The sequence below is a fragment of the Micromonospora citrea genome, from assembly GCF_900090315.1.
In the GTDB taxonomy this organism is placed as follows: Bacteria; Actinomycetota; Actinomycetes; order Mycobacteriales; family Micromonosporaceae; genus Micromonospora; species Micromonospora citrea.
Genome location: NZ_FMHZ01000002.1, coordinates 5,512,039 through 5,527,349, shown reverse-complemented (window position 1 = coordinate 5,527,349; position 15,311 = coordinate 5,512,039). Strand labels below are relative to the sequence as shown.

Genomic DNA, 15,311 nt, shown 5'->3' with positions numbered 1-15,311 from the left:
CCTTGCGGGGGCGGACGAACCAGACCGTCGTCGCCGGTCTGGGGCCGGACGCTATCCCACCTTTCAGCTGTGACGAAAGCCCCAGCGGAGCGGGTTGACCGAACCGTTACACGCCGTGGCGAATTGGAAACGATCGCTGTAAGAACCGTCTGTCGCGAGTGGCTTTCACCTTCGGATCGTCGGTAACGGGTCAACGATCCCCGACCCCCTACCGACCGATGGTCGACAACCCCAGCCACCAGGCACGGGACGCCTGACCGTCGTCCGCGACCAACAACAGTCGATCCCCCTGCAGCGCCACCCCCACCGCCGAGTTCCCCCCGTCCGGCACCACGTCGGGCATCGCCATCGCCCGCCACGAATCCCCCGCATCGACCGAGGACCACAGCCGGTGACCGTCACCGTCACCCGACACCGCCACCAGGGCCCGCCCGGCCGACACCAGACCGTCGACCGACGACACCCCCGACCCCGCCGCGCGGAACCCACCCACCCGCCGCCACTCGTCCCCGACCAGCCGCCAGGCCCCGAACCCGTCGCGCACCGGGCCCACCGCCACCAACCCACCGTCGACGGCCGCCACCCGCTGCGCCTGCCCGCGCCCGTCCGGCACCGGCAGGGCCACCCGCCGCCAGGCCCGCCCGTCGGCCGAGGACCAGGCCAGGGGCGCCAGCGCCGTCGCACCCGGCGGCAGCACCGCCCCCACCACCCACCAACCCGACGGCACGGCCACCGCGTCGTACGCCACCGTCCGACCACGCCCGTCGCCGGCGAGCTCCGGCACGCCCTCCCGGACGGCGAACCGCTCGCCGTCCGCCGACGTCCAGACCGCCGCCCCGTCGACCCGCGCCCCCGCGATCAGCCAGCCGGCCGGCCCCGCCGCCAACCGCGCCACGCTCACCGCCCGCGGGCCCGCGTACAACTCGAAGGGAGCGGGGACCTCACGCAGCGCGCCGCCCGGGGCGAGGGCCCAGGTGCCCGTGCGGGGATTGCCGTGCACGCCGCCGTTCTTCGCCCCGAGCGCCGCCAGCCGCCCCTCCCGGCAGGCGACCGCGTACAACACGTGCTGGCGGCCGTAGAAGCTCGACGCCGCCACCGGCAGCGCCGACCACGACACGCCGTCGGCGCTGCCCCAGGCCGCCGGCCGGGTCTCCCCCGTCGCGTCGGCCAGCCCGCCCACCACGTACCACCGGCCCGCGCACGCCACCGCGTCGCGCAGCAGCGGCCGACCGGCCGCGCCCGGCGGCGCGGGCAGGGTCAGCGCCTGCCACCGCGGGCGCAGCGGCTCGTCGGCGGGCTCCACCGGGGCCCGGTCGCAGCCGACCGACAGCACGGCGAGGACGCCCAGCACCGCCACCAGCCGCCGGATCCGCATGGGATCAGATCTTATCGATCGGCTGGCCCGGCGTGGGGCCCCGGCGCGCGGCATCCGGCGTGTCGTGACATCGCCGTCGTCGGCCGGGCCGCGTCAGGAGGCCGGCTGGGCGACCTCGCCGCCGGCGGTCTCGGCGAGGATCCGCTCGGCGACCTCCTTCATGGTCATCCGGTGGTCCATCGCCGTGCGCTGGATCCACTTGAACGCCTGCGGCTCGGTCATGCCGTACGTCGTCATCAGCGCGCCCTTGGCGCGCTCGACGGTCTTGCGGATCTCCAGCCGGTCGGTCAGCCCGGCGACCTCCGCCTCCAGGGCGGCGATCTCCGAGTAGCGGGACAGCGCGATCTCCACCGCCGGCACCAGGTCGCTCTTCTGGAAGGGCTTCACGAGGTACGCCATCGCGCCGGCCGCCCGGGCCCGCTCCACCAGATCACGCTGGCTGAACGCGGTCAGGATGATCACCGGAGCGATCCGCGCGCCCGCGATCCGCTCGGCGGCGGCCAACCCGTCCATGATCGGCATCTTGATGTCGAGGATGACCAGGTCGGGCTTCAGCTCCTCGGCGAGCCGGACGGCGGTCTCGCCGTCGCCGGCCTCCCCGACCACCTCGTAGCCCTCTTCGACCAGCATCTCGGCGAGGTCCAGCCGGATGAGCGCCTCGTCCTCGGCGATCAGTACGCGCCTGCGCTCGGCGTCCGTCTGCGTCTCGGCCACGAGCCACTCCCACCATTGTTCCCGGCACGGCTACCACCCATGCTCCCGCATGAGCGTAGTCGGGTACAGTAAGCGGCACTCGCCGGGATGGTGGAACGGCATACACGGAAGTCTCAAACACTTCTGCCCGAAAGGGCTTGCGGGTTCGAATCCCGCTCCCGGCACCATTGTCATACAGCTGTTCCATGATGCGTGGGTGCACCCACCCGAGATGCGTGCCCGCGCCCTCCGCGCCCGAGGAAGCGATATCCGGTCGGTTGCCCGCGCCCTGTCCCTGCCCTACACCACCGTCTGGCACTGGTGCGTCGACCGGCCCGAGCCGCGCATGACCGGCACCGCCGCCCGCTGCTTCCGCTGCTCGCCCGATGTCGGCTACCCGACCGACCCGGCGGCCTACTCCTACCTACTGGGCCTCTACCTCGGCGACGGTCATCTGGTCACCACCGACAGGGTGCCGGTCCTGCGGATCTACTGCGCCGACGCGTGGGCTGATCTGGTGGACCTCTGCGACGCCGCGATGAAGGCCGTGCTCGCGAACAAGGTCCAGCGGATACGGAAGAAGGGCTGCGTGGCGGTGCAGAGCACGGGCACGCATTGGCCGTGTCTGCTTCCGCAGCACGGGCCGGGCAAGAAACATGAGCGGTCGATCGTCCTCTGCGACTGGCAGAGAAGGATCCTCACGGCGCACCCCGGCTACTTCCTGCGGGGCCTCTTCCACTCGGACGGGTGTCGAGTCAGCAACCGGGTGACGGTGCGCGGCAAGGCGTATGTCTACCCGCGCTACATGTTCGTCAACGAGTCGGCCGACATCATGGGCCTCTGCCAGTGGGCGCTCGACCTGCTCGGGGTCGCCTGGCGGATGAACCGCCGCAACTCCCTGTCGGTCGCGCGCCGCGAGGCGGTCACCACCCTCGACCGCCACGTCGGCCCGAAGTCCTGACCCGCCCGCTGGAATCCCCCGCTGTGCGACCCGCTCGGAGGGGCGGGCGACCGCCTCGCGACCGGCTGCCCGCCCGACCCGGCTGGCTTTGGCTCGCAGGGGCGGAAGTGCCGAGCTGCCGGGCGCGCGGAGGCGCCGGCTCAGCCGAGTTCGGCGAGCGCCCGCGCCAGGTCCACGCGCAGGTCCTCCGGGTCCTCCAGGCCGACGGAGACGCGCAGCAGGCCGCCGGCGGGCTTGGCCTCGCCCTCGACCGGGCGGTGGGTCAGCGACGCCGGGTGCTGGATGAGGGTGTCGACGCCGCCGAGCGACACCGCGTGGGTGATCAGCTGGCAGGCGTTCGCGACGGCTGCCGCGGCGGGCGCGCCGCCGCGTACCTCGAAGGCGAGGAGGCTGCCCGGGCCGCTCATCTGCCGGCCGACGAGCCCGGCCGGGTCGTGCAGTGACGGGTGGTGCGCCCGGGTGACGGCCGGGTGGGCGGCGAGCCAGGCGGCGAGCTTCTCGGCGCCGGCCTGCTGGGCGCGGACCCGCACCGGCAGGGTCTGCAGGCCGCGGTGCAGCAGGTAGCCGCCGAGGGGGTGCAGGATCGCGCCGGTGAGCGCGCGGACCTGGCGCAGCCGGGCTGCCCAGTCGGCGTCGCAGGCGACCACGCCGGCGAGGACGTCGCCGTGGCCGCCGATGCTCTTGGTGGCGCTGTGCAGCACGAGGGCGGCACCGTGGCGGGCGGGCTGCTGGAGCACGGGGGTGGCGACGGTGTTGTCGACGAGCAGGGGCACGTCGCCGGCGGCGCGGGCGAGCGCGGCGATCTCCACCAGGTCGAGGGTGGGGTTGGCCGGGGTCTCGGCGATCACCAGGGCGGTGTCGGGGCGGACGGCGGCCGCGACCTCGTCGGGCCCGGCCCAGGTCACGGTGGTGCCGAGCAGGCCGGTGGCGAGCACGTGGTCGGTGCCGCCGTAGAGCGGGCGGACGGCGACGAGGTGGCGTTTGCCGTCCCGGGTGGCGGCGAGGAGCGTGGCGGTGAGGGCGGCCATGCCGCTGGCGAAGGCGACGGCGTCGGTGGTGTCTTCGAGGGCGGCGAGGGCGGTCTCGAAGCGGGCGACGGTCGGGTTCCACAGGCGCTGGTAGACGGCGCTGCCGCCGGTGGGCAGGGTGCCCCCGGTGGCGAGGGTCTCGTACGCGTCGCCGCCGGCCTCGACCGACGGCAGCGGATTGGTGGTGGAGAGGTCGATGGGTGGCACGTGGACGCCCAGGGCGGCGAGGTCGTCGCGGCCGGCGTGCACGGCTCGGGTGTCCACGGTCGTCATGCCGGAAGGATCGAACATAGCGCCGCAGTGAGGCAATAGATCCGAAGATGATTCGATAACAATCCTTCCGTTGGCTTGCTGATTCGGTGGAGGATGTTTCCATGCCCCTTGCGACGAATGATGTGCGGCGGTTCGCGGCCCTCGACGACACCGACCGCGCGATCCTGTCGGAGTTGGCCGCCGACGGGCGGCTGCCGAACAACGCCCTGGCCGAGCGGGTCGGGGTCGCCCCGTCGACGTGCCTGACCCGCACCCGGGCGCTGCGGGAGAGCGGCGCGATCCGGGGGTTCCACGCGGAGGTGGATCCGGCCGCGATGGGGCTGCCGTTGCAGGCGCTCGTGTCGGTGCGGCTGACCGCGCACGAGCGGGCGGTGGTGGACGCGTTCCGGGCGCGGTCGGTGCGGTTTCCGGGAGTGGTGTCGGTGTTCCACGTGGCGGGCGCGGAGGACTACGTGCTGCATGTGCGGGCCGCGTCGGCGGACGCCCTGCGCGACTTCGTGCTGGACCATCTGGCGGTGGATCCGGCGGTGCAGCACACCCAGACGAGCCTGATCTTCGAGCAGGCCAGGGGCCAGGGCTGACGGCCGGGTCGGAACGTGGGGCTGGTTGCTCCGGGGAACAATTCGGGAGCGGGCCGGGTTGCCCTGCTGTGTGATCGACGTACCGCTGTCTGTTCTTGACCTCGCCCCGGTCGCGGCCGGCGCCACGGCCGGTGAGGCCCTGCGGCACACCACCGAGCTGGCCCGGCGTACGGAGGAGCTGGGATACCACCGGTTCTGGGTGGCCGAGCACCACAACATGCCGGGGATCGCGAGTTCCGCCCCGGCGGTGCTGCTGGCGCACCTGGCCGCGCACACCTCGACGATCCGGCTGGGCTCGGGCGGAGTGATGCTGCCCAACCACGCGCCGCTGGTGGTGGCCGAGCAGTTCGGCACGCTCGACGCGTTGCATCCGGGCCGGATCGACCTGGGCATCGGGCGTGCCCCGGGCACCGACCAGGTGACCGCGCTGGCGCTGCGCCGGACGATGGAGGGGCTGTCGGCGGAGGGTTTCCCCCGGGAGCTGGCGGAACTGATGAACCACTTCACCGGCGAGCGGCCCGGGCCGATCACCGCCACTCCCGGTCGCGGCCAGCAGCCGGCGGTCTGGCTGCTCGGCTCCAGCGGGTTCAGCGCCCAGCTCGCCGGGATGCTGGGGTTGCCGTTCTCGTTCGCGCACCACTTCAGTTCGCAGCACACGCTGCCCGCGCTGGCGCTGTACCGGCAGAGCTTCCGGCCGTCGCGGTGGCTCGCCGAGCCGTACGCGATGGTGGCGGTCAACGCGGTCTGCGCGGACAGCGACGAGCGGGCGGAGTGGCTGGCGGGGCCGAGCGCGCTGTCGCTGCTGCGGCTGCGCTCGGGTCGTCCGGGGCCGCTGGCGTCGCCGGACGAGGCGGCGGCGTACCCCTTCACGGAGGTCGAGCGGGAGTTCGTGCGGCAGCGCCGGGAGGGGCAGGCGATGGGGTCGCCGGAGACGGTACGGCGGCAGCTCGGTGAGCTGTTGGCGCGTACCGGGGCGGACGAGCTGATGCTGACCACGCTGGTGTACGACGTGGCCGACCGGGTGCGGTCGTACGAGCTGATCGCGACCAAGGTGGCCGGTGGCCTGCGCCGGGACGGCTGAAACACGATCTTCACGTCGCCGTCACCGGGGAGACGCGCGGACCGCCTAGGTTTGTCCCCGGTGGTGGTACGGCATCTCCGGTCGGGACGGGTCGGGGATGCCGCGGTGTGGGGCACCGGGCCTCGGCTGTGCGGATTCCGCGGCCGGGCCCGGTGCCTGTCCCGCCACCGGCGTCTTGTTCCGTCTCCGGCGGTCTGACTCGTCTCCGGCGGTCTGACTCGTCTCCGGCGGCCTGCCCCCTCCGTTCCCTCCCCCGCCGGCGGGGTGGCGGGCGTGAGCGCCGGCCGGGTCAGCGCAGGTAGATGTTCGGCGTCGGCGGCGCGCCCATCCCGTCGCCGAGGAAGAAGCCCGGGTGCGGGGGCTGGTTGTAGGCGGTGTTCTGCCAGGCGACCGCGACCCGGTACTGCGGGTCGTGCATCAGCGTGTGGATCCGGGTGCCCGTGGGTGTGGGCGTGCTGTGGATCCGCAGGGCGCGACTGTCGCTGGTGCGCCAGACGACCTCCTCCCGCCAGTCGCCGAACAGGTCGGCGGAGAGCGCCGGGGTGGACTTGGTGCCGTTGTTCGACGCCACCCCGCTGCCGGTCAGCAGGCGGGTGTCGCCGCCCGTTCCGTACTTGTCGATCCGGGTGCCGTCGAGCAGCTCCCGGACGGGGTCGCCGTCCCACCAGACGAGGAAGTTCGCCGAGGACGGCCGGCGGCCGACGACGGCTCCGGTCGCGCCGTAGAGGTCGCCCATGTGGGTGCCGGCGCCCCAGAACTCGGCGCCGGGGCTGCCGGCGTGGACGTCGGCGGCGACGCCCCGGCCGGGCCCCTCGGCTCCCCCGTTGTTCGGCCGCTGCCAGACGACCTGGCCGGTGCGGGCGTCGTGCAGGTCGGCCGCGGGCTGGCTGCCGGACTCGTGGATGGTGAAGACCTCCAGCCCGGCGCGCTGCGGGACGAGGTCGCCGACGTGCAGGGCGTCGCCGTGACCGTAGCCGGTGGCGTACATCAGGCGACCGTCGTCGTCGACGGTGGCGGAGCCGTACACGATCTCCTGCCGCCCGTCGGCGTCGACGTCGGCGACGGAGAGGTTGTGGTTGCCCTGACCGGAGGCGGCGCCGTTGCCCGAGGCGTTCGAGTCGAAGGTCCACCGCTTGCGCAGGGTGCCGTCGCGGAAGTCCCAGGCGGCGATGACCGCGCGGGTGTAGTAGCCCCGGGCCATCACCAGCGACGGGCGCCGCCCGTCGAGGTAGGCGGTGGCGGCGAGGAAGCGGTCGACCCGGTTGCCGTAGCTGTCGCCCCAGGAGGAGACCGTGCCGCGCGGCGGGTCGTAGGCGACGGTGGAGAGCGCCGCGCCGGTGCGCCCGTCGAACATCGTGAGGTACTCGGGGCCGGTCAGGACGTAGCCGCCGGAGTTGCGGTGGTCCGCCGTCGCGGAGCCGATGACCTGGCCGGTGCCGGTGCGGGTGCCGTCGGCGGTCTTCATGGCCACCTCGGCGCGGCCGTCGCCGTCGTAGTCGTACACCTGGAACTGGGTGTAGTGGGCGCCGGCACGGATGTTTCGGCCCAGGTCGACGCGCCACAGCCGGGCGCCGGTCAGGGTGTACGCGTCGACGTACACGTTGCCGGTGTAGCCGGACTGGGAGTTGTCCCTGGCGTTCGACGGCTCCCATTTGACCACGAACTCGTAGTCGCCGTCGCCGTCGAGGTCGCCGACGCTGGCGTCGTTGGCGGAGTAGGTGTAGCTCTCCCCGCTCGGGGTGACCCCGCCGGCCGGCACCTGCAACGGCACGTCGAGGTGGCCGGCGGGAAGCTGAAGCGCGGGCGCGGAGGGGGCCTGTTCCGCCCCGCCTACCACGGCCCGCACGGTGTAGGACGCCCCGGCCGCCGCGCCGGCGTCGAGCCAGGCGGTGGCGCCCGTGATCGGCGCGCCGGTGATCCGGGTGCCGTCGCGGTAGAGGTGGAACGCCACCCCGGAGGTCTCGGTGCCGAGCAGCCGCCAGGAGACCAGGTTGCCGGTGCCGGACCGGACGCTGACCAGGCCCCGGTCGAGATCCTCCATCTGCTTGGCACCAGGCGGTGGGGTCGTCGGGGGCGGAGTCGTCGGTGGCGTGCTGGTGGGTGGCGTGCTGGTGGGTGGCGCGCCGGTGCAGGCCGTACCGTCGAGGGCGAAGCCCGCCGGAACGGGGTTGGCCGTGCCGTCCCACGAGCCGGTGAAGCCGAAGGCGGCGGCGCCGCCGGTGCCGATCGCACCGTTGTGGTCGACGTTGCGGGCGGTGACCTGCGCCCCGGACTGGGTCACGACGGCGTTCCACGCCTGGCCGACCCGCTGGCCGGCGGCGTAGGACCACGTCAGGGTCCAGCCGGTGAGCGGGTCGCCGAGATTGGTCACGGTGACGTCGGCGCCGAAACCGCCGGGCCACTGGCTGGTGATCCGGTAGTCGACCCGGCAGGCGGTGGCGGCGGCCGCGGCGGTCAGGGTCGGGAGTGCGCCGGCGACGAGAGCGGCCGCGGCGCCCGCGGCGAGGAGCGCGACGCGGTGGGGGGTGACGGGCATGGGGCGATCCTCCGGGGAGGTCGGCGCGCGGCCGCCGGTCGCCGTCGGCCTGCCCTGGGCCGGCGGGAGGCGTACGCCGCGCTGGCGGCGGTGGTGGTGCGACGCGACCGATCGGCGTCGACACGAGGGTGGCTCCGCGCACCTGGGATGCTAGGGCAAGCGCTTTCTCGACACAATCGGCCGCCACCTTGCCGCCGGTCCGGATTCTTGATCGACTCAGGTCGTGGCTGAGCACATGACCCCGGACGAGTTCCGCCGCGCCGGGCACGCCGTGGTGGACTGGATCGCCGACTACTGGGCGACGGTGGGGCAACGCCCCGTGACGTCGCAGGATCCGCCCGGCGCGGTGGCCGCCCGGCTGCCCGCCGGCCCGCCGGAGCACGGTGAGCCGGTGGAGGCGGTCCTCGCCGACCTGGACGCCCTCGTCGTCCCCGGGCTGACGCACTGGCAGCATCCCGGGTTCTTCGGCTACTTCCCCGCGAACACCTCCGGCCCGAGCGTGCTGGGCGACCTGGTCAGTTCGGGGCTGGGGGTGCAGGGCATGCTCTGGGCCACCGGTCCGGCGTGCACCGAGCTGGAGACCGTGATGCTGGACTGGCTCGCCGAGCTGCTGGACCTGCCGAAGCGGTTCCGCTCCGGCTCGGGCGGCGGCGGGGTGATCCAGGACTCGGCGTCGTCGGCGACGCTGGTGGCGACCCTGGTCGCGTTGCACCGCGCCGGCGGCGGCCGGTGGCGGGAGGTCGGCGTCGACCGCCGTCACCGCGCCTACGCGTCCACCCAGGGGCACTCGTCGATCGAGAAAGCCGCGCGGATCGCCGGGCTGGGCGCCGACGGCGTACGCCCGGTCGAGGTCGACCCGGAGACGCAGGCGATGTCCCCGGCGGCGCTGCGCGCGGCGATCGAGGCGGACGTGGCGGCCGGTGTGGTGCCGGCGATCGTGGTGGCGACCGTCGGCACCACGTCCACGACCGCCGTCGACCCGCTGCCGGAGATCGGCGCGATCTGCGCCGAGTACGGGATCTTCCTGCACGTCGACGCCGCGTACGCGGGGGCGGCTGCGGTCTGCCCGGAGCTGCGGTTCGGGCACGCCGGCCTGGAGTACGCCGACTCGTACTGCTTCGACCCGCACAAGTGGCTGCTGACCGGCTTCGACTGCGACGCGTTCTGGGTGGCCGACTCGGCGGAGCTGATCGAGGCGCTGAGCGTGCTGCCCGAGTACCTGCGCAACGCCGCCACCGAGTCGGGCGCGGTGATCGACTACCGGGACTGGCAGGTGCCGCTGGGGCGCCGGTTCCGGGCGTTGAAGCTCTGGTTCGTGCTGCGCTGGTACGGCGTCGCGGGGCTGCGGTCGCACATCCGGTCCGGGGTGGCGCTGGCCGCCCGGTTCGCCGAGCGGGTCGGCGGCGACGACCGGTTCGCGCTGGTGGGGGCGCACCCGTACTCGCTGGTCTGCTTCCGCTTGCGCGCCGACGACGAGGTCAACGCGGAGCTGCTGGCCCGGGTCAACGCCACGGGCCGGGTGCATCTGACGCACACCCGGGTCGACGGCCGCTACACGCTGCGCCTGGCCGTCGGCTCCCCGCAGACCACCGAGGCCCACGTCGACGAGGCGTGGTCCCTGCTCGGCGACGCCGCGGACGCCCTGCTCCCCCGCTGACCCGCCCCGGGCCGTCGGTTCCGCTGCCGCGCGCGGCCACGGCGGGGTGTCGGGCTTCTCCTCCCGCACCGTCGTTTCCGGCGGAGGAAACGCTACGTTGCGTTCAGGGGCGGGGCAACGAGATCATTGCGGGATCGAAGCGCTCCAGCTCGATACCGGACAGAAGGGGGCAGCGGTGCCGGGAGGCAGGCTCAGCCAGCAGGAACGCCAGCAGATCGCGCTGGGGCTCGCCGACGGGCTCGCGTACGCGGAGATCGCCAGACGTCTCGACCGTCCCACCTCGACGATCACGCGTGAGGTGATGCGCAACGGCGGCCCCACCGCCTACCGCGCCGACCTGGCCCACCGCGCCACCGAACGCCGCGCCCGGCGACACCGCAAGGCCGCCGCCCCGGGGACGCCGCAGGCGTCCGCACCGGCCTACGGGCGCGACAGCGCGGTCGTACGCGAGTACGAGGAGGCCTTCACCACCCTCCTGATGCAGCAGGGCCTGCCCAAGATGATGGCCCGGGTGCTGACCTGCCTCTACACCACCGACGAGGGCAGCCTCACCGCGGCCGAACTCGTCCAGCGCCTCCAGGTCAGCCCGGCGTCCGTCTCGAAGGCGATCGCCCTCCTCGAAAGCCTGGGCCTCGTCCGCCGGGACCGCGACGAAGGCCGCCGCGAGCGCTACGTCGTGGACGACGACGTCTGGTACCAGTCGATGATCAGCAACGCCCGGTCCCTCGCCCAGCTCGCCGAGACCGCGCGCGACGGCATCGACGTCCTCGGACCCCACACCCCCGCCGCCGCCCGCCTGGAGAACATCGCCCGCTTCGTCGACTTCATCGGCGAGAACATCACCCGCGCCGCGGAGCAGGCCCGCGACGTCCTCTACACGAGGCCCCCGGCGGCCCCGGACCCCGCCGCGCCACGCTCGCAGACGTGACCGGAACGGGCGTCGGCCGTCGCGCCTACCGGGGCGCCGGGGCGTGCTCGAACCTCGGTGCCGGCGGGGCACCCGGCGTCCGCTGCGGTGCGGCGCCCGCCGGGGCGTGGTCCGCGAGGGCGGTCGCGGCGACGGTCCGCTGCCGGCGGGCGCGCCGCAGCACCCGGACGGCCAGCACCAGGGCGACGACCCAGGCGGCGGCCAGCACCGCGTAGACCGTGGGCCGGGCCGGACCGTCGAGATCGGCGGCGCGCATCAGGGTGCGGGCGTTGGTCAGCACGATCACGCCGCCGATCGCCGCGCCGAGCAACTGGGCGGGGACGATCCGGACGAGCCAGGCGGCGACCGGCGCGGCGATCAGGCCGCCGACGAGCAGCGCGGCCACCATCGGCAGCAGGAAGCCCTCCGAGCCGAGGCCGATGAGGAAACCGATGCTGGCGGCGCCGGCGACCACGAACTCCGCCGTGTCCACCGAACCGATCACCTTGCGGGGCTCCATCCGGCCGCTGACCAGCAGCGCCGGCGTGGCGACCGGCCCCCATCCGCCGCCGCCGGTGGCGTCGACGAAGCCGGCGACCAGGCCGAGCGGGCCGAGGTGACGGCCGCGCAGCCGGCCGGCGCGCCGGTCCGTGCGCAGCGGTCGGGTGAACCGCACCAGCAGGTACGCGCCGAGGGTGAACAGGATGCCGGCCATCCACGGCGCGGCCGACTCCGTGGAGATCGCGCTGAGGAAGGTCGCGCCGGCGAAGGCACCCGCCGCCCCGGGGACGGCGATGCGGGCGACCACTCGCCAGTCGACGTTGCCGAACCGCCAGTGCGCGACCCCGGCGGCGAGCGTCGTGCCGATCTCGGCCAGGTGCACCGAGGCCGACGCGGCGGCCGGGGCGACGCCGACGAACAGCAGCAGCGTGGAGGAGGTGAGCCCGTACGCCATGCCGAGCGCGCCGTCGACGAGTTGCGCGGCGAGCCCGACCAGCGCGAGGACCAGCAGCTTGCGCACGAGCGCCCCCAGACTTTTCGGCATCTCCTATCGACTTGGTCGACAATGCGGCACGCGCGGGGCCGGGTCAAGCCTCCTACCGGTCAGTGAGACGACAGTGACGTGCCCACGTCAGATCCAGGCGCGGGCCGGTTCGGTGGCCCGCTCCGGGCGGGTCGAGGTGGCGGAAGCCCGCTCGCCGACCCGCACCGGCGGCCGTGCCGGCCTCAGGCCCAGGCGCGCGGGCCGGCTCCGGCGGCCGTGCCGGCCTCAGGCCCAGGCGCGCGGGCCGGCTCCGGCGGCCGTGCCGGCCTCAGGTCCAGGCGCGCGGGTCGGCGGACAGTTCCGTGACCCGCTCGGGCAGCGTGCCGGCGGCCACGTCGGCGACGGTGACCAGTTCCAGGATCTGGCGTTCGCTGGCCCGCAGGGCGATCCAGACCTCCTGGAGGGCGCGGGCGGCGCCGTGGTAGCCGAGTTCCTCGGGCCGCTGCCCGCGTACGTGGGCGAGCGGGCCGTCGATCACCCGGATCACCTCGGCCAGCGAGATCTCGCCGCCCGGCCGGGCCAGCCAGTAGCCGCCCTCGGGGCCACGCTGGGCGTGCACGATGCCGCCCCGGCGCAGTTGCAGCAGGATGCTCTCCAGGAACTTCGGCGGGATCTCCTGGGCGCGGGCGATCTGCTCGGCGGTCACCGGCCGACCTCGCCCGGCCCCGGCGCCGCCGGTCACCGAGGCGAGCTCGGCAACCGCGCGGAGGGCGTAGTCGACCCGGGCGGAGAGACGCATGCCGGAAAGGTTAACCCGCTGGTCACTCCGCCCGGCCGATCACCCCTCGGCCGATCGGTCGGCGACGATGTGCGCGGGGTGGAGGTCACTCCCCGACGCGGCGCAGCAGCCCCTCCTGCACGGCGCTGGCGATGTGCCGGCCGTCGGTGGTGAACAGGCGGCCGGTGGCGAGCCCCCGGGCACCGGAGGCGGACGGGCTCCAGCAGTCGTAGAGGAACCACTCGTCGGCGCGGAACGGCCGGTGGAACCACAGCGCGTGGTCGAGGCTGGCCCCCACCACGCCGCCCGGACCCCACACCTCGCCGTGCACCGACAGCACCGAGTCGAGCAGCGTCAGGTCGGAGGCGTAGGTCAGCGCGCAGGCGTGCAGCAGCGGGTCGTCGGGCAGCTTGCCGTCGATGCGCATCCAGACCCGCTGGTGCGGGTCGGCGGGGCGGTCGCCGGGGCGTACCCAGCCGGGCTCGCCGACGTAGCGGACGTCGATCGGGCGCGGGATCTGGGCCCAGATGCCGAGCCGCTCCGGGTAGCGGGAGAGCCGGTCGGTCATCGTCGGCACCGCGTCGGGCCCCGGCACGTCCGGCGGGGTCGGCGCGTGGTGGTCCAGGCCCTCCTCGGGGCGGTGGAACGACGCCGACATGAAGAAGATCGGCTTGCCGTGCTGGAGCGCCACCGACCGGCGCACCGAGAAGGAGCGGCCGTCGCGGACGTTCTCCACCTCGTAGGCGATCGGCTCGCTGGGGTCGCCGGCGCGCACGAAGTAGCCGTGCAGGGAGTGCACGAAGCGCGTCGGGTCGACGGTCCGGCCGGCGGCCACCAGCGCCTGGCCGGCGACCTGCCCGCCGTACACCCGCTGGGGGCCGACCGGCGGGCTCATCCCCCGGAAACTCATCTCGCCGGTGTGCTCCAGGTCGAGCACCTCGAGCAGCTGGTCGACCGCGGCCTGGCCGACCGCGACCTCCCGGCCGCTCACTGCAACGCCCGCGCGGACGCGGCGTCGACGAGCGACCCGAGCTGGTGTACGCGCAGCGTGTTCGTCGAGCCGGGGGTGCCGGGCGGGCTGCCGGCGACGATCACCACGTAGTCGCCGGGGTCGGCCCGGTTGAGCCCGAGCATCGCCTGGTCGACCTGGCGGAACATCTCGTCGGTGTGCTCGACGAACGGCATCAGGAAGGTCTCCACGCCCCAGGAGAGGGCGAGCTGGTTACGCACCTCGGGCACCGGGGTGAAGGCGAGCAGCGGCAGGTCGCAGTGCAGCCGGGACAGCCGCCGCACGGTGTCGCCGGTCTGCGAGAAGGCGACCATGGCCTTCGCGCCGATGGCCCGGGCGATCGAGGAGGCCGCCACGGTCAGCGCGCCGCCGTGCGTACGCGGGTCGTGCTGCAGGCGCGGCACCCCGATCGAGCCGGACTCGGTGGTGGTTACGATCTTCGCCATGGTGCTGACGGTGAGCACCGGGTACTTGCCGACGCTGGTCTCGCCGGAGAGCATGACCGCGTCCGCGCCGTCGAGCACGGCGTTGGCCACGTCGGAGGCCTCGGCGCGGGTCGGGCGGGAATTCTCGATCATCGAGTCGAGCATCTGGGTGGCCACGATGACCGGCTTGGCGTTCTCCCGGCAGAGCTGCACGGCACGCTTCTGCACCAGCGGGACCTGGTCGAGCGGCAGCTCCACGCCGAGGTCGCCGCGGGCGACCATGACGCCGTCGAAGGCCAGCACGATCTGCTCCAGGCAGTCGACGGCCTCGGGCTTCTCCACCTTGGCCAGCACCGGTCGGTGCACCCCGACCTCGGCCATGATGGCGTGCACCAGCTTGATGTCGTCGGCGGAGCGGACGAAGGAGAGCGCGATCAGGTCGACGCCGAGGCCGAGGGCGAAGCGCAGGTCCTCCGCGTCCTTCTCGGACAGCGCGGGCACGCTGACCGCCACGTTGGGCAGCGAGACGCCCTTGTTGTTGGAGACCGGGCCGCCCTCGGTGACCAGGCAGCGGATGTCGTTGCCGGTGACGTCGGTGACCTCGACGGCGACCCGCCCGTCGTCGATCAGCAGCCGGTCGCCGGGCTTGACCTCCTGCGGAAGCTTCCGGTAGGTGCAGGAGACCCGGTCCTTCGTGCCGAGGACGTCGTCGCCGGTGATGACGACCGAGTCGCCGGTGCGCCACTCGTGCGGGCCGTCGGCGAAGCGACCGAGCCGGATCTTCGGGCCCTGGAGGTCGGCGAGGACGGCCACCGGGCGGCCGGCCGCCTCGGCGGCCTCGCGGACCAGCCGGTAGACCGCCTCGTGGTCGGCGTGGCTGCCGTGGCTGAAGTTGAGTCTGGCCACGTTCATGCCGGCCTCGACGAGCCCTCGGATGCGCTCCGGCGACGAGGTGGCAGGACCAAGAGTGCAGACGATCTTCGCGCGGCGTGTCACGCCCATCAGGCTAGTCTCTCCTCCGG

At 73.9% G+C, this 15,311-nt stretch carries 13 protein-coding genes and 1 tRNA gene; 6 read left to right on the top strand and 8 right to left on the bottom strand.

Annotated elements, in window-relative coordinates; genetic code table 11:
• Positions 1 to 208: 208 nt before the first annotated feature.
• A complete protein-coding gene (locus GA0070606_RS25330; RefSeq protein ID WP_091105061.1) occupies positions 209 to 1,375 on the bottom strand; it encodes a hypothetical protein in 1,167 nt (388 codons plus the stop codon).
• Between the two features lie 93 nt (positions 1,376 to 1,468).
• The gene (locus tag GA0070606_RS25325; RefSeq protein ID WP_043969321.1) at positions 1,469 to 2,089 is read right to left on the bottom strand and encodes an ANTAR domain-containing response regulator; all 621 of its coding nucleotides are present in this window, start codon (positions 2,087 to 2,089) and stop codon (positions 1,469 to 1,471) included.
• An 81-nt stretch (positions 2,090 to 2,170) separates the two neighbouring features.
• Between GA0070606_RS25325 and GA0070606_RS25320 the strand changes: the two genes are divergently transcribed.
• Positions 2,171 to 2,256: transfer RNA gene (locus tag GA0070606_RS25320), tRNA-Leu, on the top strand.
• Positions 2,257 to 2,285: 29 nt separating this feature from the next.
• Positions 2,286 to 3,029 (top strand): transcriptional regulator, encoded by a 744-nt coding sequence (locus GA0070606_RS25315; RefSeq protein ID WP_091105058.1) that lies wholly within the window; start codon positions 2,286 to 2,288, stop codon positions 3,027 to 3,029.
• Between the two features lie 140 nt (positions 3,030 to 3,169).
• Here GA0070606_RS25315 and GA0070606_RS25310 read toward each other — a convergent pair whose 3' ends face one another.
• A complete protein-coding gene (locus tag GA0070606_RS25310) occupies positions 3,170 to 4,348 on the bottom strand; it encodes a trans-sulfuration enzyme family protein (protein WP_091105055.1) in 1,179 nt (392 codons plus the stop codon).
• 83 nt (positions 4,349 to 4,431) lie between these two features.
• Here GA0070606_RS25310 and GA0070606_RS25305 point away from each other — a divergent pair, with 83 nt between their 5' ends.
• Positions 4,432 to 4,911 (top strand): Lrp/AsnC family transcriptional regulator, encoded by a 480-nt coding sequence (locus tag GA0070606_RS25305; RefSeq protein WP_091105052.1) that lies wholly within the window; start codon positions 4,432 to 4,434, stop codon positions 4,909 to 4,911.
• Between the two features lie 70 nt (positions 4,912 to 4,981).
• On the top strand, positions 4,982 to 5,992 hold the full coding sequence (locus GA0070606_RS25300; protein WP_176737414.1) for an LLM class flavin-dependent oxidoreductase: 1,011 nt from the start codon (positions 4,982 to 4,984) through the stop codon (positions 5,990 to 5,992).
• Positions 5,993 to 6,281: 289 nt separating this feature from the next.
• Here GA0070606_RS25300 and GA0070606_RS25295 read toward each other — a convergent pair whose 3' ends face one another.
• Positions 6,282 to 8,528, bottom strand: a complete 2,247-nt coding sequence (locus GA0070606_RS25295) for a rhamnogalacturonan lyase family protein (protein WP_091105048.1) — start codon at positions 8,526 to 8,528, stop codon at positions 6,282 to 6,284.
• 223 nt (positions 8,529 to 8,751) lie between these two features.
• On the opposite strand from GA0070606_RS25295, the gene GA0070606_RS25290 reads away from it, so the two are divergent.
• A complete protein-coding gene (locus GA0070606_RS25290) occupies positions 8,752 to 10,185 on the top strand; it encodes a pyridoxal-dependent decarboxylase (RefSeq protein WP_245724801.1) in 1,434 nt (477 codons plus the stop codon).
• 175 nt (positions 10,186 to 10,360) lie between these two features.
• Positions 10,361 to 11,113, top strand: a complete 753-nt coding sequence (locus GA0070606_RS25285; protein WP_091105042.1) for a GbsR/MarR family transcriptional regulator — start codon at positions 10,361 to 10,363, stop codon at positions 11,111 to 11,113.
• A 25-nt stretch (positions 11,114 to 11,138) separates the two neighbouring features.
• Here GA0070606_RS25285 and GA0070606_RS25280 read toward each other — a convergent pair whose 3' ends face one another.
• The 4 genes from GA0070606_RS25280 to pyk form a co-directional block, all read right to left on the bottom strand.
• Entirely contained in the window at positions 11,139 to 12,113 is a 975-nt protein-coding gene (locus tag GA0070606_RS25280; RefSeq protein WP_091105039.1) for a TSUP family transporter, read from the bottom strand.
• A 292-nt stretch (positions 12,114 to 12,405) separates the two neighbouring features.
• The gene (locus GA0070606_RS25275; RefSeq protein WP_091105036.1) at positions 12,406 to 12,876 is read right to left on the bottom strand and encodes an RrF2 family transcriptional regulator; all 471 of its coding nucleotides are present in this window, start codon (positions 12,874 to 12,876) and stop codon (positions 12,406 to 12,408) included.
• 85 nt (positions 12,877 to 12,961) lie between these two features.
• The gene (locus GA0070606_RS25270; protein WP_091105034.1) at positions 12,962 to 13,846 is read right to left on the bottom strand and encodes an acyl-CoA thioesterase; all 885 of its coding nucleotides are present in this window, start codon (positions 13,844 to 13,846) and stop codon (positions 12,962 to 12,964) included.
• The gene (gene pyk, locus GA0070606_RS25265) at positions 13,843 to 15,291 is read right to left on the bottom strand and encodes a pyruvate kinase (protein WP_091105032.1); all 1,449 of its coding nucleotides are present in this window, start codon (positions 15,289 to 15,291) and stop codon (positions 13,843 to 13,845) included. The genes GA0070606_RS25270 and pyk overlap by 4 nt, the downstream gene beginning before the upstream one ends.
• Positions 15,292 to 15,311: the final 20 nt, after the last annotated feature.